The following is a 17,616-nucleotide window of genomic DNA, read 5'->3' as shown; positions in this document are numbered from 1 at the left end:
GCCGGTCAGCGCTCGAAGCGCACGCGCCGCAGGCGCAAGTCTCGAGCGCTGACCGGCGGCCCTCCAGGGGCCGCGACTCGAGCGCGCCAGCGCTCCAACAAACACAGCTGTGCACAAAGGGCCGACGTGAGCCACCCAGCCCGAGCCTCGTACTCTGAAAAGGCTGCCCACCACTGCGAAAGGTCTACTCGTGTCCGAGTCCGGAGAGAACGTCGTCCCCCGCGGATTGCCCGCCGAGGTGGCCCGTCGCCGCACGTTCGCCGTGATCTCGCACCCCGACGCGGGTAAGTCCACGCTCACCGAGGCCCTCGCGCTGCACGCCAGGATGATCTCCGAGGCGGGCGCCATCCACGGCAAGGCCGGACGCAAGTCGACGGTGTCGGACTGGATGGAGATGGAGAAGGCGCGCGGCATCTCGGTGAGCTCGACCGCGCTGCAGTTCAACTACCGGGCCGCCGGTTCCGAGGTCGACAATGTGATCAACCTGGTCGACACCCCCGGTCACTCCGATTTCTCCGAGGACACCTACCGCGTGCTCACCGCCGTGGACGCCGCGGTGATGCTGATCGACGCGGCCAAGGGCCTCGAACCGCAGACGCTCAAGCTGTTCCAGGTGTGCCGCCATCGCGGCATCCCGGTGATCACGGTGATCAACAAGTGGGACCGCCCCGGCCAGGCACCGCTCGAGCTGCTCGACGAGATCAGCGAGCGGATCGGCCTGACCCCCACCCCGCTGTTCCTGCCGGTGGGTATCGCCGGTGATTTCCGCGGCCTGCTGCGCCGTGGACCCGAAGGCGCGGCCGACGAATACATCCACTTCACCCGGACCGCCGGTGGCGCGACCATCGCCCCGGAGGAGTCGCTGACCCCGGCCGAGGCCGAGGCGCGCGAGGGTGAGGCGTGGACGACCGCGGCCGAGGAGAGCGAACTGCTCTCGGCCACCGGGCAGGACCACGATCAGGAGTTGTTCCTGGCCGGGCAGACCTCCCCGGTCATCTACGCCTCGGCCATGCTGAACTTCGGTGTGCGCCAGCTGCTCGAGACCCTGGTGGCGCTGGCCCCGGCGCCCGGCTCGCGCGCCGATGTGGCGGGCAAGGAGCGCGAGACCGGTGACCCGTTCAGCGCGGTGGTGTTCAAGGTGCAGGCGGGCATGGACACCGCCCACCGCGACCGGCTGGCGTTCATGCGGATCGTGTCCGGCGAATTCGAGCGCGGCATGGTCGTGACGCACGCGCAGACCGGTCGCCCGTTCGCCACCAAGTACGCACTGACCGTGTTCGGCCGCGAGCGCACCACCGTCGACACCGCCTACCCCGGTGACGTGGTCGGCCTGGTGAACGCGACAGCGCTGGCGCCGGGGCACACGCTGTTCGTGGACAAGAAGGTGGAGTTCCCGCCGATCCCGAGCTTCGCGCCCGAGCACTTCGCCACCCTGCGCGCGCAGAGCGCGGGCAAGTACAAGCAGTTCCGCAAGGCCATCGACCAGCTCGACTCCGAGGGCGTGGTGCAGGTGCTGCGCAACGACGCCCGCGGCGACCAGTCACCGGTGCTGGCCGCGGTCGGCCCGATGCAGTTCGAGGTCGTCACCGCGCGCATGCAGGCCGAGTTCAATGTGGAGACCCAGCTGGATTTCCTCGGCTTCACGCTGGCCCGGCGCACCGACGCGGAATCGGCGCCGGAGCTGGACCGCCAGCGCGGGGTGGAGGTCTTCACCCGCACCGACGGGGCGATCCTGGCGCTGTTCAGCGACAAGTGGCGGTTGCAGTACATCGAGAAGGAACACCCGGATCTCATGCTGGAACCGCTGGTCGCCACGGCCGACTGAGCCCGGCGGGGCTGTCTGGGTCGGGCGTTCAGGCCGCGGGTGAGCCGGGATTGCGTTCGACCGAGGAGATGTGGTTCTCGCCGGCGATCATGCCCCAGCGGCTCGCGGTCAACCGCAGGCTCGGCAGGTCGCTGAGCGAGAGCACCACCTCGTAGGTGCGTTCGTAACCGGTGTGCGCGATGCGCCAGTGCCCGTCCTCGCAGCGGGTGTAGCGGTCGGTGTAGAAAGCCGCGCCGCGCAGCAGCATGTTGTGCTCGGGGATGATCACCGTGTCGGCCAGGTACCAGGTGCCGGTGGCCTCGTCACCGTCGACATCGATCTCGGGATGATCGCAGCGGTGCTCGGTGATGACGTGCGGGCCCAGGGTGTTGCGCAGAAAGGCCAGGAACGCCTCGCGCGATTCGAACTGCAGGTACTCGCTGTAGGTGGCGGTGGCCTCGGGGACCAGGGTGTCGGCGAACTCGTCCCAGGACTTGGTGTCCAGTGCCCGCAGGTAGCGGAACTTGAGTCTGCTGATCGCGACGACGTCGTCGGGATGGTCCGGCGGGCGCTGCACCGGTTCGGGCTGCTCGTCGTCGCCCGGCTCGGGCGGCTCCATGGACATCGGTTCCTCCCCCGTCTCCGGCCCGGCGACCAGGGGTTCGTCGGCGCCGGGCAGCAGCGGGCCGATTCCCGGCTGCGCGGGCACGACGGCGTCGTCGTCCACGCGCACGTCGGCGGATCCGGTCGGCTGCTCCATGCCTCCACGATCCCACCGAATCGGGCGCGGGCACCCGATCTGTATCAGATCGCTATCACTGCCGACACCGGAGCGTGATCAGCCGAGGCGGTAGGTGCCCGCTGTCTCAGCTACCGATGGTGAAGCAGGTGCGGCAGAAGTCCTCGCCGAACTCCGACAGGCGCAGGCTCTTGCGCACGATCTTGGGCGCGCGGCCCGCCTTCTTGAGCGCTTCCTCGACCACCGGCTGCACTTCCAGCACCATGTAGCGGCTCAGCACCACCGGGTCCTCGGAGGTCAGCGTGAGGCCGAGCCGGTTGAGGTTGATCAGGTAGGAACGCGAGCGGTCGGGGTAGCGCACGCCGGCCTGCTCGGGCACCGAGGTGAGGTCGCCCTGGACCAGTTCCGAGCCGATGCCCAGCGGGCGGTTGGTGCGCACGTCGACCGAGGGCTGCGGGCCGTTGAGCGCCATGAAGCGCAGGATGCGGGCCTCGTCGGGGGCGATCTCGTCGAGGATGCGGTCGTAGGCCGGGTGCACGTCCTCGGTGAAGTACACATCCGCCGAACGGGCCAGCAGCGCGTCACCGCGGCGGCGCAGGTCGTCGGTGGTGGCCGAGCGCAGGTACGGGCCGACGGTGATGGCCTGCTGAGACGATCCGTTGGGCGTCGGCACATAGCTGACGATCTCGCGCACCGACCCCTCGGTGACGCCGAGCGCGCTGCGCGCGATGGACCGCAGCGCGTTGCCGGTGCGCTCGGCGATATCGGCCGAGGACTCACCGTCCAGCGCTGCCTGGGCCAGTTCCTTGGTCACCTCGTAGGTGGTGCCGACCGCCCACTGGCTGCCGCGCACCGCGGTTCCGGCGGCCAGACCGGCGGCGCGGAACACACCCCTGATCAACCGCGCTTCGTTGCTGATCTGTCGCTGCTCGACGTCCGAGCTGCGCTCGACGGCACGGGTACCGGCGCGGGCCAGGTCCTGTCCGGTCCTGTCGTCTGTCACGTCCTACTCCGAAGTCTCGCCAGGTGAACTTCTCGCCCACAGATTATTGCCCGACCACGCCCCAGGCACAGTGCGGACGATACGGCGCCCCCTGCGGCGCCGATTGTCATCTGCCACGAATTGTGGTGACCGTCATTGTTCCGACTCCGCACGGCGAGTACGGCATTCGGGACACGTTCTGTGACTGATGTCTCAGACACTACCCTGTGGCCTGGGGCACGACGAATGGACCTAGTTCCTCACCTCACAGTAGGGTCACCTCGCCGCGGGGGTGCTAATTTTTGGATGCCGGTGAAGGCGGTGGTCACCGGGTATCGACAGGAGGGTGTCGTGCTGGAGAGTGTGTTCGGGTTACATCCGACCCTTCTGCTGGAAATTGTGACCATTCCTCTTTTCACAGGAATTATCGGTTACATCACCAACTGGACCGGCATTCTGATGCTGTTCCAGCCGATCAAATTCCACGGCATCAAGCTGCCCGGCCTGCGCGCCCTGTTCCCCTTCCTGCCGAAGCGGATCCAGGTGTTGCCGCTGCTCAGCTATGACGGGCGCATCGGCTGGCAGGGCATCGTGCCCTCCCGGGCGGACAAGATGGCCTCCATCGCCGTGGACAAGGGACTGTCCAAACTGGGCAGCGTCTCGGACTTCTATCGCGAGCTCGATCCGGAGAAACTGGCCGAACATCTGGCCGAGGTGGCCGACGCGCAGATCCGCGACATCGTCGAGGTGATCCTGCGCCGCGAACACCCCCAGCTCTGGTACAACCTGCCCGTCCAGGTGCGCGAGATGATCCACCAGCGGGTGCGCTCGCAGCTGCCGGAGATCCTGCGCGAACTCACCGCCGAGCTGGGCACCAATATCGACCAGCTGCTGGATGTGAAGCAGATGGTGATCCGCTATTTCCAGGCCCGCCCGCAGCTGCTCAACCAGCTGTTCCAGGTGCTCGGCGCCAAGGAACTGCGGTTCATGCAGAACTTCGGCTTCTACTTCGGCGCGCCCTGCGGTCTGCTGCTGGTGCTGGCGCTGCACGTCACCGGGCTCTCGCCGCTGATCATCCTGCCGGTGGGCGGCATCATCATCGGCTGGGTGGTGAACTGGGTGGGCATCAACATGATCTTCGCGCCCGCCACCCCGAAGTGGTGGTGCCCGTGGCGCCAGGGTCTGCTGATCAAGCGTCAGCCCGAGATCACCGCGGGGTACGCGGCGCTGGTGTCCACCGAGGTGGTCACCGTGGCCAATATCGGTGACGAGCTGCTCAACGGCCCGCGCTCGGACCGCACGCTGCAGATGCTCGAGGACACCCTGCGCCCGGCCGCCGACCGCGCGCTCGGCCCGGCCCGGCCCGCGGTGAAGTTCATGCTGGGCAGCCGCGAATACGACTCGCTGCAGTCCACGCTCACCGCCGAGGCGATGACGATCGCGCCGATGGCCTTCGCCGACCCGGAGTTCAACGTCCAGCAGGGCAGACAGGTCAACGAATACATCGCCCGGCAAATGTCCGCACTTTCCCCGCACGACTTCGTGGACATGCTGCGTTCGGCGATCAAACAGGACGAATGGTTGCTTTTCGTCCATGGCGGCGCGCTGGGGCTGCTGGCCGGATACGCTCACATCCTGGTCTTCGGAACGGGAGTAGCGACGACATGGATGTAGACGGGACCCCGTCCGCGGAGGTGGTGCGGCGGACGGTGGCGGCACTCGACACCACCACGGACAAGCGCGGCGTGCTGCCGATGTCCCCGGCCCGTACGGTCCGCGCGGCGACCGGCGTGGCCAGGGTGGCGCTCACCGCCGCCTCCGGCATGACGCTGTGGACCCTGGACACCGCGCTCGGCGTCACCGTCACCGTGCTGCGCGGCAGTCTGGCGGGCAACCCGCCAGAGGAGGTGCTCGCCGAGGCGGAAACCGAAGTGCGCGACCGGCTCCGGCACGCGCTCGGCCTGCCCACCAGCACCGACTACCACCGCGAGGCGATGCCGACGCTGCGCGAACAGGGCGCCCAGCTGCTGCGCCTGTCGGCCAGCACGCACGCCGCCCAGCCCGACACCCATCCCGCCTATCCCGGCATCCTGACCGAGATCACCCCCGACGAGGCACGCATCCTGCGTTTCCTGCACGTCGACGGACCGCAGCCCTCCATCGACGTGCGCACCGGACGCCAGCGCGCGTTCGGCGGCGAACGCCTGATCAGTGGGCTGACCATGCTGGGCGAGCACGCGGGCCTGCGGTTCCCGAACCGCGTGCCGCAGTATCTGCCGAACCTGCGCAGGCTCGGGCTCATCGAGTTCACCCGCGAGCCGGTCGACAATCCGAGCCGCTACCAGCTCATCGAGGCCCAGGAACAGGTCCGCGACGCGCTCAAGCGCGGCTTCGGCACCAAGGTGAGCTACCGCAGCATCCTGCTCACCGAGTTCGGTGCCGATTTCGTGCAGACCTGTCTGCCCACCGTCATCAGCGACGGCAGCCAGACCGCCACCTAGGACTCGGCCAGCTCCGCGAGTTCCATCCAGCGCTCTTCGGCCGCTTCCTTCTCCGCGACGACCTCTTTGAGCTCGGCGCCGAGGGTCACCAGTTTGTCCGGGTCGGTGGCGGCGTCGGCGAGGGCGGCGTGCAGCTTCTGCTCGCGGTCGTCGAGCTTGGCGATGCCGCGTTCCAGCCGTGAGAGTTCCTTGCGGGCGGCGCGGCGATCGGCCGAATCCGTCGAGGACGCGGGCGCTTTCGCGGCGGCGGGTTTGCCCGCGGTGGCCTGGCTCGCGCGCCGGGTGAGGTACTGGTCGATGCCGCCGGGCAGGTTGGTGAGCTTGCCGTCGCCGAACAGGGCCCAGGTCGTGTCGCAGATGCGCTCGACCAGGTAGCGGTCGTGGCTGATGACCACCAGGGTGCCCGCCCAGTTGTCGAGCAGGTCCTCGAGCTGCTGGAGGGTGTCGATGTCGAGGTCGTTGGTCGGCTCGTCGAGCAGCAGCACATTGGGCTCGGCCATCAGGATGCGGGTCAGCTGCAGGCGGCGGCGCTCGCCACCGGAGAGGTCACCGACGGGGGTGCGCTGGCGGGCCGGGGTGAAACCGAGCCGTTCGGCGAGCTGGCCCGCGGAGATCTCCTTGTCGCCGAGCATGATCCGGTTGGCGATCTGCTGGACGGCCTCGAGCACGCGCATGTCGGTGGGCAGGTCGTCGAGTTCCTGGCGCAGCCAGCCGATCTGGACGGTCTGGCCCTGGATGCGCTTGCCCGTCACCGGTTCCACGTCACCGGCAAGCGCGCGCAGCAGCGTGGTCTTGCCGGAGCCGTTGACCCCGACCAGACCCACCCGCTCGCCGGGGGCCAGCCGCCAGGTGAGATCGCCGACCAGTTCGCGGCCGTCGGGGGTGGCCAGGGTGGCGTCCTCGAGTTCGATCACCACGCGGCCCAGCCGCTTGCGCGCGAAGGCGGCCAGTGAGACCGCGTCGCGCGGCGGGGGCACATCGGCGATGAGCGCCTCGGCGGCCTCGACGCGGTAGCGCGGCTTGGAGGTGCGGGCCTTGGCGCCGCGGCGCAGCCAGGCCAGTTCCTTGCGGGCCAGGTTCTGGCGGCGGGCCTCGGTGGCGTCGGCCTGGCGGGCGCGTTCGGCGCGGGCGAAGATCCAGTCGCCGTAGCCGCCCTCGTAGGTCTCCACCTTGCCGCCGACGACCTCCCAGGTGCGGGTGGCGACGGTGTCGAGGAACCAGCGATCGTGGGTGACGACGACCAGCGCGGTGCGCCGGGCGATCAGGTGCTGGGCCAGCCACTGCACGCCCTCGATGTCGAGATGGTTGGTCGGCTCGTCGAGGACGAGCAGGTCCAGCTCGCGCACCAGCGCGGCGGCCAGGGCGACGCGGCGGCGCTCGCCACCGGAGAGATTGGTGACCGGGGTGTCCAGGCCGAGGTCGGCGATGCCGATGCCGTCGAGCACCGAGCGGATGCGCGCGTCGGCGGCCCACTCGTGTTCGGCGATGTCGGCGGTGGACAGGTCGTCGGAGAGTCCGGCCAGCACGACCGAGCCGATCGTGGCCCCTTCCGGCAGCACGCCACGCTGGGTGACCACGGCCATCCGCAGCCCACCGACCCGGCTGACGCGACCGCTGTCGGGTTCCTCCAGCCCGGTCAGCACCTCGAGCAGGGTGGTCTTCCCGCCACCGTTGAGGCCGACGACCCCGATCCGCTCCCCCGCGTGCACGCCGAGGGAGACGTCATCCAACAGCGGCTTGACGCCGAAGCTCTTGGAGACCTGTTCCAGGTTGATCAGGTTCGACATATCCGCCTCTCCGCGACTTCTGGCCAGACATAGGTGCGGTATTGCGGCGCGTCGGCGGCCGGCGGGGAACAACTGGGCCGGTCAGCCCGTCCCCGATGAGTTACCCATGTTCGTACGAGATCTGTTGGTACGAATCGTAGAGGATCTGGTGTTCGCGGTTCCGGCCGGGCGTTCAGGATTTGCCGTGCGCTTCCGGGTCGAGCACGCGGGCGCCGGGGACCGGCCCGCTGGCGGTGCGCACGCTGCGGCTGACACCGGCGCCGGCGAGTTCGGCGGCCACCGCGACGGCGGCCTGTTCGTTCTCGCACAGGAAGGCGCAGGTGGGGCCGGAGCCGGAGACCAGCCCGGCCAGGGCACCCGCGCTCACCCCGGCGCGCAGGGTGCGGCGCAGCTCCGGCTTCAGCGACAGCGCGGCGGCCTGCAGGTCGTTGCCGAGCAGCGGGGCGAGGAGACGTGGGTCGCCCGAGGCCAGGGCCTGCATGAGTTTCTGGGGATCGCCCAGACGCGGCGGGTCGCCCTCGGCGCGCAGGCGGTCGAGTTCGCGGAACACCGCGGGGGTGGACAGGCCGTCCTTGGCCAGCGCGAGTACCCAGTGAAAGGTGTTGCGCGACAGCACCGGAAGCAGCCGTTCGCCACGGCCGGTGCCCAGCGCGGTGCCACCATGCAGCGAGAACGGGACGTCGCTGCCGAGTTCGGCGGCGATGGCCGACAGTTCCTCGCGGCCCAGGCCGAGGTCCCACAGTTCGTTGAGGCCGACCAGCGCGGCGGCGGCGTCGGCGCTGCCGCCCGCCATGCCGCCCGCGACGGGGATGCCCTTGGCGATGGCGATCTCCACCAGTGGCGCGCGCCCGGCCAGATGGGCCAGCCGGACCGCGGCCTTCCAGACGAGATTGGTGCGGTCGGTGGGCACCTCGGCGGCGCCCTCGCCGGTGACCCGCACCGCGAGCGAGGCCGAGGGCGCCAATTCCACGTCGTCGGCGAGGGACAGGGCTTGGAACACTGTGGTCAGGTCGTGGAAGCCGTCCGGGCGCAGATCACCGACGCCGAGATGCAGATTCACCTTGGACGGGGCCCGCGCGACGACCGGGCTGGGCACAACTGACAGCACGGTCACCAAGCCTAACCGGTGCCACCGACGAGTTCGCGCCGCGAAGCTTGCGTCGGATACCCATGGGGGGTATCTTCGTTCGTGTCGGGCACCAACCCGAGCACCGCATGAACGAGAAGGAGTCGGCCATGGCCACCACCACGTACACCGTCACGGGGATGACCTGCGGGCACTGCGCGAGTTCGGTCAAAGAGGAGATCGGCAAGATCGACGGCGTCACCAGTGTGGATGTCGACCTGGCGAGTGGGCTGGTCAAGGTGGACAGCGCCGCCGACCTCGCTCGCACCGATGTCGCCGCCGCCGTGGACGAAGCGGGCTACGAGCTCAGTTGACGGCGGCTGGCGCCGCGGGGTTTTCGGCCCTGTGAGCCTCGCATCCGAGGGGCGATACTCCGGCTGCGCCGTGACGTCTCGCCCCTCGGATGCGAGGCGGCCGAAAACCGTGGTGGATCCGTCCTCGTTCACCGCTGGTTCACCCGCGGACCACGCACGACGAATCATCCACAGCGTCATCCACATCCACGCACAGCGCTGATGCGCGCGCATCATCCGATGTGGTCCGCGTCATCCCCCGGCGACCATGATCAACACCGGCCGCTGCGAAAACCGGTTGTCCACAATCGCTTTCACAGCCATCCGGTATGAACGGCCGGTGTACGCCGGGTTCCCCTGGGTAAACCGGGGATTCGCGAGGTCAGCCCTGTTCGGCCAGCCGCACGAACGCGGCGGTGTCGAGGGTCTCGCCGCGGGCGGTGGGGTCGATGCCCGCGGCCACCAGCCTGCGCTCGGCCTCGGCGGGCGAGCCCGCCCAGCCGGACAGGGCCGCGCGCAGGGTCTTGCGGCGCTGCGCGAAGGCGGCGTCGATCACCTCGAAGACGCGGCGGCGGTGCGCGTCGTCCATGGGCCAGGGCGCCTCGGCGTAGCGGTCGATGCGCACCAGGCCCGATTCGACGCGGGGCACCGGCCAGAACACCTGGGTGCCCACCGCGCCCGCGCGGCGCACCTTGCCGAAGAAACCGGCCTTGACGCTGGGAACGCCGTACACGCGGTTGCCGGGTTCGGCGGCGAGACGGTCGGCCACCTCGGCCTGCACCATCACCAGCGACACCTGGATGCTCGGCAGCTCGGCCAGCAGGTGCAGCAGCACGGGGACGGCCACGTTGTAGGGCAGGTTCGCCACCAGCGCGGTCGGGGTGGCGGGCAGCTGGTCGGCGCGCACCCGCAGGGCGTCGGCCTCGACCACGCGCAGGCGCCCGGCCAGGCCGGGGGCCCGGTCGGCGACGGTTTCGGGCAGGTAGTTGGCCAGCACCGGGTCGATCTCGACGGCGACCACCTGGTCGACCACGTCGAGCAGCGCCAGCGTCAGCGAGCCGAGACCGGGACCGACCTCGAGCACGGTGTCCGCGGCACCGACGCCCGCGGCGGCGACGATGCGCCGCACGGTGTTGCCGTCGTGCACGAAATTCTGCCCGAGCTGTTTGGTCGGCCGGACGCCGAAGCGTTCGGCCAGCGTCCGCACCTCGGCGGGACCGAGCAGTGCGGCGCTACCGCGCGCGGGGATCTCTGGTTCGGGCACTGCTAGAACCTACCAACCCGGCCGATCGGGCAGCTCAGCGCTGCGGCGGGGCGGCGTGGACCCGCGCGTGGAACTCGGCGATGGCGGTGCGCATCTGCGGGGAGGTGGTGCCGTGTTCGCCGGTGCCGGGGATCACCTGCTGGTCGACACCGTTGGCCGCGAACTGCGCGACCAGGGCGCCGTGCAGCGGCGAGGGCACGACCACGTCGGTGACGTTCACCGTCAGCAGGATCGGCGCGTCGTAACCGCTCGTCGGCAGGGTCATGTACTGGGCGAGCACCCCGCGCAGCGGGGCCAGCGGCTTGGCCAGCAGGTCGGACGGGTTGACGCCCTGCGCGCCCGCGAAGATCTCGCCCAGGCACTGATGCCCCGCCGCGTCGACGAGCGAGCGGCCCAGCGGGGTCAGGTAGGAGTCGACATCGGCTTCCGGGTGGGTGGCGCGCAGGCCGGCGAGAATGCTGACGACGAACGACGACGTGGCCCCGGACAGGCCCGGGATCTGTGGCAGGCCCGGCGCGGCCAGGGGCAGTACCTTCTCCACATCGGAGGCCGGGTCGACGGCGACCGTGCCGCGGAAGTCGAGTTCGGGCGCGTACCAGGACTGCACGTGCGCGGTGCTGAGCGCGGCGTGCCCGCCCTGCGAGACGCCGAAGACGCTCCACGTCCGCGACAGGTCGGGGTCGGCCGCGCGGGCGGCGCGGACCAGGTCGATGGTGGCGGTGGCCTCGCTGCGGACCTCGAGGTAGGGGTGCGGGCCGGTGTCGAAGCGGCCCAGGCCCAGGTAGTCGGGGGCGACGACCGCGTAGCCCTGGTCGACCAGGCCCTTGATCAGCGCGTCCTCGGCGCCGCGGAAGCGCGGCAGGACGGAGCTGGGATCGGACTGGCCGCCGCAGCCCGGACCCGAGCCGGAGGTGCCGTGGTCGTAGGCGATGATCGGCCAGCCCGTCGCGGGCGCGTCGCCTTCGGGGACGAAGACCGCGCCGCTGGCCGGGCGCGCGACGCCCGCCGAGTCGGTCATCCAGTAGTCGACGACCCTGCCGTTGGCCATGCCACGCCAGCCCGCGGGCTCGTCCCGCACCGAGATGACCGAGCCCGGTGCCTCGGCGGTGGCGGGAGCGAAGCCCGCGAACAGCAGGGCCGGGGCGGTCAGGGCGGCGACGACCGTCGCGCGGATGGGGGTCTTCAGCACGGATTCATCTCTCCACCAGGCGGCCATGATCCTGGACGAGTGTACAGATCAGCGCCGCGGCCGCCGGGTCAAACGTGGCCGCGGGTCGCCAGGAATTCGTCCATCGCCGCGAACATCGCGGGGTTGAGTTCGCAGTGGCTACCGGTGCCGACGACCGGACGGAAGTCGACCCCACCGGCGACGAACTGCGCGGCCAGTGCGGCGTGCAGGGGCGAGGGCACGGTGCGGTCGGTGGCATTGACCAGCAACAGGATCGGCGCGTCGTAGCCGCTGGTCGGCACGGTCATGTAGTCGGCCATCACCGAGCGCAGCGGTTCCTCGCCCAGCGGACGCGCCAGCAGCGCGCCCAGGGTGAGGTCGGCGACCCTGTCGTCGATCGCGTCCTGGCACAGGCTGCCGATCTCGTCGAGGATCTGCCTGCCGAGCGGAGTGAGGTAGCTGTCGACCTGCGCGTCCGGGCGGGCGGCACGCAGACCGGCCAGAATGCTCACCGAGAAACCGAGGATGCCGCCGCTGACCCGATCCGGATTGCCCGGGCCGAGCAGCACCGCGACCTTCTCCACATCCGATTCCGGGTCGACGGCGATCGTGCCGCGGAAATCCAGTTCCGGCGCGTAACTCGTCTGCAGATGCCCGGTGCCCAGCGCGGCCTGTCCGCCCTGTGACATGCCCGCCGCGATCCAGACCGGTGACAGGTCCGGGCGAACCGAGCGCGCGGCCCGCAGCATGTCGATGGTGGCCGTGGCCTCGGTCTCGATCCCCAGGTACGGGTGCGGGCCGGTGTCGAAGCGGCCCAGTCCGAGATAGTCCGGCGCGACGACCGCGAAGCCCTTGCCCACCAGATACCGCAGGAACTCGTCCTGTTTCAATTGCGATTCCGGCCAGGGCGCGCCCGCCGGGTCCGACTGTCCGCCGCAGCCCGCGCCGAGTCCGGTCGTGCCGTGGTCGTAGGTGATCACCGGCCAGCCGCCCGGCGGCGCCTCACCCGTCGGCAGATACAGCGCCCCGCTGGCCGGTTGCGTCACGCCCCCGACGCCCCGGGTCCAGTACTCGATGACCTGCGCGCCCGACATGCCGTGGAATCCGTCGGCCTGCGGGATCACCTGGATCACCGCACCCGGCTCGGCAGCCTGCGCCCCCACCGCGGGCACCGTGACCCCGAGCCCCACCGCCAGCGCCACCGCGGCGACCGCACTCCGCCAGACCGAAACCTTGCGCATCACAACCACCCGTCGACTCGTCACAGCGAACTAGGCGAACCGAGAGCACGCTACCCCGGCGGGCGGACGAAACGCGGCAGCGCGGCGAACTCAGCTCACGCCGAGACGGCTGGTGCAGGCGGGCCAGGCGCCCCAGCCCTGGCGGGCGCGGGTGACCTCGGCGATGGCGATCTGCTCTTCGCGGGTGGCCAGGTCGGCGCGCGGGGCGTACTTGAGGCCGCCCTGGCGTTCCCAGGTGCTCTGGTCGAACTGGATGCCGCCGTAGTAGCCGTTACCGGTGTTGATGGCCCAGTTGCCGGTGGACTCGCAGCGGGCCAGCGCGTCCCACAGGTCGCCGTCGCGGACCTCGGGGACCTCGGTGCCGGGCTTGGCGCCCTTGCGGATGGTCTTGGGTTCGGCGGGGGTGATCACCTTCGAGTTCACCTGCACGCGCGCGGCTTCCACGCCGTTGACCATCGTCACCGCGAAGGTGGCCTCGTGCAGGCCGGGGGCGCCGGGGTTCTCGACGACGGTGCGGCTCATGTTCATGGTGACGTCCTCGATCACCGTCTCGGTGGGTTCGAGGGGCAGCACCTCGGTGCGCTGTTCGGTGTGCCTGCGGGTGACGGTGACCGTCATCCCCTCGCGCAACGGGGAGTCGGCGGCGGGCTCGGCGAAGTCCTCGGCCTGCAGCGGAATCCCGGCGGCGGTGAGGAACTCGCCGACGGTCGCGGCGGCCAGGCGCACGTCGACCGGCGCGGCGACGCCGTCGACCAGCGAGATCGTGCGCGGGGTGTAGACGCTGAGCGCGGCACCGGCCAGCGGCAGGCGCTCGTCGCGGCCCGGCAGCACGTGGGTGTCGGACGGGATCTGCATCTGGGCGAGCGCGTCGCCCGCGGTGGTGCCGGTGGTCCACACCGTGCGCTCCACGCCGTCGACGGTCACGGTGATCTCGCGACCGCGGTTGAGCGTGATGGTGGCGCCGTCGCCGACCTTGCTGCCCGCGGCCGGGATCACCTCGTCGTGCTCGGAGATCTCGTAGCCCGCGTCGGCCAGCACGGCGCGCACGTCCCGCGACATGGTGGTGAGCTCGGTGCGCTCACCGTCGACGACCAGGGCGACCGTCTTGTGGTTGACGATGGCCAGCGAGGCGCCGACGAGGAGAACCAGCAGCATGGCCGCCACCGCCGCGTACAGCAGCGGCGAGCGTGACGAGTTGATCCGCGCGAAAGCCGACATGGTTACAGAACGATAACGACCAACCCCGCGCCGGACAACACCGAGCGCTCCGATCAGGGGCTACGCGGATCACGGTCCGGCAACGTAGTCGCAGGTACGTCACAAGATAGACAAATAAATGTGAGGCGGATCACGTTTGCTGTCCAGTCCCCTACCTGGGCTACCGGATCCGGTAGAGCCTGCGGGCGTTGGCGGTGGTGATCTCGGCCAGCTCCTGCGGGTCCTGCTCGCGGACCTCGGCCAGCGCCCGCACGGTATACGGCAGGCAGTACGACTCGTTCGGGGCGCCGCGATAGGGATGCGGGGTGAGATAGGGCGCGTCGGTCTCCACCAGGATCTGGTCGTCGGGCACCAGCTTGGCGGCCTCGCGCAGCTCGTGCGCGTTCTTGAAACTGACCGTCCCGGAGAAGCTGAGCACGTAGCCCTCGGCCACACACGCCTCGGCCATGGTGGCGTCGGAGGAGAAGCAGTGGAAGATCACCGTGTCCGGGGCGCCCTCGTCGAGCAGCACGGTGAGCAGGTCGTGGTCGGCCTCGCGGTTGTGGATCATCAGCGGCTTGCGGACCCGTTTGGCCAGGTCGATGTGCCAGCGGAAACCCTCGATCTGGGTCTCGATGTCGGCACAGCCGTCGAGCTTGCCGGGCCAGTAGTAGTCCAGGCCGGTCTCGCCGACGGCGACCACCCGCGGGTCGGTGGCCAGGTGCTCCAGCTCGGCCTTGGCCTTGTCGTCGAGGGCGTTGGCCCTGGTCGGATGCAGGGCGACGGCCGCGTAGACGCGCGGGTCCCACTGCGCCGCCCGGACCGCCCACTGCGCCGCGGCGAGGTCGTCGGCCACGGTCACCACCTGCCCGACGCCCGCCGCCGCGGCCCGGTCCACGATCACCGTGGTCGAGGCGGCATCGGTTGCGCCACAGGCGTCGAGGTGGGTGTGCGCGTCGATCAGCGGCGCGAGCGGCGGCGGAAGGGGTGGAGCCGGACGATTTTGGTTTGCCACGCGGATTACAGTAGTTCGCATCATGAGCGAGCGAAGCGAGCGATCAATGGGCACGGCCGCATCTGCGGTCACGACTGGGCCGAGCGCTAGCGAGGCACAGGCGTGAGCGCACTTGAAGGCGCCGAGGCGCCCGCCTTCTACATCACCACGGCCATCGCGTACCCCAACGGTGCGCCGCACATCGGGCACGCGTACGAGTACATCTCGACCGACGCGCTGGCCCGGTTCAAGCGACTCGACGGTTACGACGTCTTCTTCATGACGGGCACCGACGAGCACGGCCAGAAGATGCAGCAGACCGCCGCCACCGAGGGCATCCCGGTGCAGGAGCTGGCGGCGCGCAACTCCGATGTCTTCGAGGCGATGGACAAGGCGCTCGACATCTCCTTCGACCGCTTCATCCGCACCACCGACGAGGACCACAAGGCCGCCAGCATCGCCATCTGGCAGCGGATGCTCGCCAACGGCGACATCTACCTGGGCAACTACTCCGGCTGGTACTCCGTCCGCGACGAGGCCTTCTACACCGAGGAGGAGACCACCCTCCTCGACGACGGCACCCGCGTCTCGACCGAGACACAGACCCCCGTCACCTGGACCGAGGAGTCGAACTACTTCTTCAAGCTCTCCGAGTACCAGGACAAGCTGCTGGCCCTCTACGAGGAGCACCCCGAGTTCATCGCGCCCGCCACCCGGCGCAACGAGATCGTCAGCTACGTCAAGGCCGGGCTGAAGGACCTGTCGATCTCGCGCACCACCTTCGACTGGGGCGTTCCGGTGCCGAGCCAGCCCGACCACGTGATGTACGTGTGGGTCGACGCGCTCACCAACTACCTCACCGGCGTCGGCTTCCCGGACACCGAGTCCGCGGCCTTCCAGAAGTACTGGCCCGCCAACGTGCACATCATCGGCAAGGACATCACCCGTTTCCACACGGTGTACTGGCCCGCGTTCCTGATGTCGGCCGGGATCGCGCCGCCGGACCGGGTGTTCGTGCACGGGTTCCTGTACAACAAGGGCGAGAAGATGTCGAAGTCGACGGGCAATGTCGTCGACCCGCTCGGCCTGGTATCCACCTACGGCCTGGACCAGGTGCGCTTCTTCCTGCTGCGCGAGATCTCCTACGGCCAGGACGGCAGCTACAGCAACGACGCCATCGCGGGGCGGATCAACGCCGACCTGGCCAACGAGTTCGGCAACCTGGTGCAGCGCAGCCTGACCATGGTCAACAAGAACTGCGAGGCGCAGGTGCCCGCGCCGGGTGCGTTCACCGCCGACGACCAGGCCCTGCTCGACCGGGCGGGCGCCCTGCTCGAGCGCTGCCGCGCCGAGTTCGATGTCCAGCAGATGCATCTGGCGCTGGAGGCGATCTGGCTGACCCTCGGCGAGACCAACCGCTACTTCTCCGCCAATGCCCCCTGGGCCCTGCGCAAGTCGGGCACCGAGGAGGATCTGGCGCGGATGGCGACGGTCCTCTACGTCACCCTCGAGGTGGTGCGGATCGTGGCCATCCTGGTGCAGCCGGTGATGCCCGGTTCGGCGGCCAAGATCCTGGATCTGCTCGGCCAGGAGGGCCGGACCTTCGCCGATATCGCCACCCCGCTGGTTCCCGGCACCGCGCTGCCCGCGCCGGAGCCGGTGTTCCCGCGCTACGTGGAACCGAAGGAATAGCCCTGCTCACGACGACGGCGCGCGGTGGCAACCGCGCGCCGTTTCGTCTGTCCGGGACGGTCAGGTCCAGGCGGCGAGCAACCGGCTCGCCTCGGCCCCCAGCGCCGCCTGCAACAGCGGCCCGAAACTGATCCGCGCGACGCCGAGCGAGGCGAAGTGCTCCTTGCCCGGATTCTCCGGCTTGGTCACCACATTGACCGGCAGCGGCAGTTCGCCGGTGAGCCGCAGCAGCACCTCGTCGGAGTGCCAGCCCACCGGGTACAGCACGTCGGCGCCCGCGTCGGCGGCCAGCCGCAGCCGGGCGATCGCCCGGTCGACCCGGTCGGCCTCGTCGCCGTCCTGACGCAGGAACAGGTCGGTGCGCGCGTTCACCACCAGGTGCACGCCCGCCGCGTCGGCCGCCGCGCGCAGCCCACCCACCAGTTCGGCGTGCTCCTCGGGCGAGCGCAGCCGCTTGCCCTCGCTGTGCACGGTGTCCTCGATATTGAGCCCGACCGCCCCCGCCCCGAGCAGCCCCTCGACGATCGCGGCGGGCTCGAGCCCGTACCCCGACTCGACATCCACCGACACCGGCACCTCCACCGCCCCGGTCACCTGCGCGACCCGCGCCAGCAGCTCCTCGAAACTCATCCCCTCCCCATCACTGCGCCCCACCGAGTCCGCCACCGGGTGACTCCCCATCGTCAACCCCGAAAACCCGGCCCCCACAGCCACATTCGCCGACCACGCGTCCCACACCGTCGGCAACACCACCGGATCCCCCGGCCGGTGCAGTTCGAGCAGAGTCTTGGCTTTCGCATCCAGAGAGGTCATACCGCGATGATGCCT

At 69.9% G+C, this 17,616-nt stretch carries 15 protein-coding genes; 5 read left to right on the top strand and 10 right to left on the bottom strand.

Annotated features, from left to right (window positions below; genetic code table 11):
* Positions 1-190: 190 nt before the first annotated feature.
* Positions 191-1,825 (top strand): peptide chain release factor 3, encoded by a 1,635-nt coding sequence (locus tag ACWEMY_RS18630; RefSeq protein WP_452391026.1) that lies wholly within the window; start codon positions 191-193, stop codon positions 1,823-1,825.
* A 28-nt stretch (positions 1,826-1,853) separates the two neighbouring features.
* On the opposite strand, the gene ACWEMY_RS18625 is transcribed toward ACWEMY_RS18630, so the two are convergent.
* Together ACWEMY_RS18625 and ACWEMY_RS18620 are read right to left on the bottom strand one after the other, a co-directional pair.
* Positions 1,854-2,381 carry a nuclear transport factor 2 family protein gene (locus tag ACWEMY_RS18625; protein WP_375935460.1) on the bottom strand — a complete coding sequence of 176 codons (528 nt, stop codon included), beginning with the start codon at positions 2,379-2,381 and terminating at the stop codon, positions 1,854-1,856.
* Positions 2,382-2,670: 289 nt separating this feature from the next.
* A complete protein-coding gene (locus ACWEMY_RS18620) occupies positions 2,671-3,546 on the bottom strand; it encodes an Abi-alpha family protein (RefSeq protein ID WP_375930007.1) in 876 nt (291 codons plus the stop codon).
* Positions 3,547-3,831: 285 nt separating this feature from the next.
* On the opposite strand from ACWEMY_RS18620, the gene ACWEMY_RS18615 reads away from it, so the two are divergent.
* Entirely contained in the window at positions 3,832-5,199 is a 1,368-nt protein-coding gene (locus ACWEMY_RS18615) for a hypothetical protein (RefSeq protein WP_375930008.1), read from the top strand.
* Positions 5,190-6,026 carry an Abi-alpha family protein gene (locus ACWEMY_RS18610; protein WP_452391025.1) on the top strand — a complete coding sequence of 279 codons (837 nt, stop codon included), beginning with the start codon at positions 5,190-5,192 and terminating at the stop codon, positions 6,024-6,026. The genes ACWEMY_RS18615 and ACWEMY_RS18610 overlap by 10 nt, the downstream gene beginning before the upstream one ends.
* Here ACWEMY_RS18610 and ACWEMY_RS18605 read toward each other — a convergent pair.
* Both ACWEMY_RS18605 and ACWEMY_RS18600 read right to left on the bottom strand, forming a co-directional pair.
* On the bottom strand, positions 6,023-7,813 hold the full coding sequence (locus ACWEMY_RS18605; RefSeq protein WP_452391024.1) for an ABC-F family ATP-binding cassette domain-containing protein: 1,791 nt from the start codon (positions 7,811-7,813) through the stop codon (positions 6,023-6,025). The two genes, ACWEMY_RS18610 and ACWEMY_RS18605, sit on opposite strands and share 4 nt — an antisense overlap.
* A 172-nt stretch (positions 7,814-7,985) precedes the next feature.
* Complete coding sequence (locus tag ACWEMY_RS18600; protein WP_452391023.1) at positions 7,986-8,921, bottom strand: 4-(cytidine 5'-diphospho)-2-C-methyl-D-erythritol kinase; 936 nt, start codon at positions 8,919-8,921, stop codon at positions 7,986-7,988.
* Between the two features lie 128 nt (positions 8,922-9,049).
* Between ACWEMY_RS18600 and ACWEMY_RS18595 the strand changes: the two genes are divergently transcribed.
* Complete coding sequence (locus tag ACWEMY_RS18595; protein WP_452391022.1) at positions 9,050-9,253, top strand: heavy-metal-associated domain-containing protein; 204 nt, start codon at positions 9,050-9,052, stop codon at positions 9,251-9,253.
* A 361-nt stretch (positions 9,254-9,614) separates the two neighbouring features.
* Here ACWEMY_RS18595 and rsmA read toward each other — a convergent pair whose 3' ends face one another.
* The 5 genes from rsmA to ACWEMY_RS18570 all read right to left on the bottom strand — a co-directional run bounded on the left by rsmA (position 9,615) and on the right by ACWEMY_RS18570 (position 15,138).
* Positions 9,615-10,496, bottom strand: coding sequence for a 16S rRNA (adenine(1518)-N(6)/adenine(1519)-N(6))-dimethyltransferase RsmA (gene rsmA, locus ACWEMY_RS18590; RefSeq protein ID WP_452391021.1), 882 nt, complete (start codon positions 10,494-10,496; stop codon positions 9,615-9,617).
* Positions 10,497-10,530: 34 nt separating this feature from the next.
* Entirely contained in the window at positions 10,531-11,685 is a 1,155-nt protein-coding gene (locus ACWEMY_RS18585; RefSeq protein ID WP_452391020.1) for a lipase family protein, read from the bottom strand.
* Positions 11,686-11,753: 68 nt separating this feature from the next.
* A complete protein-coding gene (locus ACWEMY_RS18580; RefSeq protein ID WP_452391019.1) occupies positions 11,754-12,905 on the bottom strand; it encodes an alpha/beta fold hydrolase in 1,152 nt (383 codons plus the stop codon).
* Positions 12,906-12,995: 90 nt separating this feature from the next.
* Positions 12,996-14,123: a transglycosylase family protein gene (locus ACWEMY_RS18575; RefSeq protein ID WP_375930016.1), complete on the bottom strand. Its 1,128-nt coding sequence runs from the start codon at positions 14,121-14,123 to the stop codon at positions 12,996-12,998.
* A 160-nt stretch (positions 14,124-14,283) separates the two neighbouring features.
* Positions 14,284-15,138: a TatD family hydrolase gene (locus ACWEMY_RS18570; RefSeq protein WP_452391018.1), complete on the bottom strand. Its 855-nt coding sequence runs from the start codon at positions 15,136-15,138 to the stop codon at positions 14,284-14,286.
* A gap of 81 nt (positions 15,139-15,219) precedes the next feature.
* On the opposite strand from ACWEMY_RS18570, the gene metG reads away from it, so the two are divergent.
* Complete coding sequence (gene metG, locus ACWEMY_RS18565; RefSeq protein ID WP_452391017.1) at positions 15,220-16,788, top strand: methionine--tRNA ligase; 1,569 nt, start codon at positions 15,220-15,222, stop codon at positions 16,786-16,788.
* 60 nt (positions 16,789-16,848) lie between these two features.
* On the opposite strand, the gene ACWEMY_RS18560 is transcribed toward metG, so the two are convergent.
* A complete protein-coding gene (locus ACWEMY_RS18560) occupies positions 16,849-17,601 on the bottom strand; it encodes an isocitrate lyase/PEP mutase family protein (RefSeq protein WP_375930019.1) in 753 nt (250 codons plus the stop codon).
* Positions 17,602-17,616: the final 15 nt, after the last annotated feature.

The organism is Nocardia sp. NPDC004415, assembly GCF_053602435.1.
This window is presented reverse-complemented; position numbering and strand designations above follow the sequence as displayed.

Excerpts from the sequence above, each read along its gene's own strand:
- ACWEMY_RS18615 (WP_375930008.1), top strand. The coding sequence starts at position 3,832 with ATGCCGGTGAAGGCGGTGGTCACCGGGTATCGACAGGAGGGTGTCGTG.
- ACWEMY_RS18610 (WP_452391025.1), top strand. The coding sequence starts at position 5,190 with ATGGATGTAGACGGGACCCCGTCCGCGGAGGTGGTGCGGCGGACGGTG.
- ACWEMY_RS18605 (WP_452391024.1), bottom strand. The coding sequence starts at position 7,813 with ATGTCGAACCTGATCAACCTGGAACAGGTCTCCAAGAGCTTCGGCGTC.
- ACWEMY_RS18595 (WP_452391022.1), top strand. The coding sequence starts at position 9,050 with ATGGCCACCACCACGTACACCGTCACGGGGATGACCTGCGGGCACTGC.
- ACWEMY_RS18580 (WP_452391019.1), bottom strand. The coding sequence starts at position 12,905 with ATGCGCAAGGTTTCGGTCTGGCGGAGTGCGGTCGCCGCGGTGGCGCTG.
- ACWEMY_RS18575 (WP_375930016.1), bottom strand. The coding sequence starts at position 14,123 with ATGTCGGCTTTCGCGCGGATCAACTCGTCACGCTCGCCGCTGCTGTAC.
- ACWEMY_RS18570 (WP_452391018.1), bottom strand. The coding sequence starts at position 15,138 with ATGCGAACTACTGTAATCCGCGTGGCAAACCAAAATCGTCCGGCTCCA.
- ACWEMY_RS18560 (WP_375930019.1), bottom strand. The coding sequence starts at position 17,601 with ATGACCTCTCTGGATGCGAAAGCCAAGACTCTGCTCGAACTGCACCGG.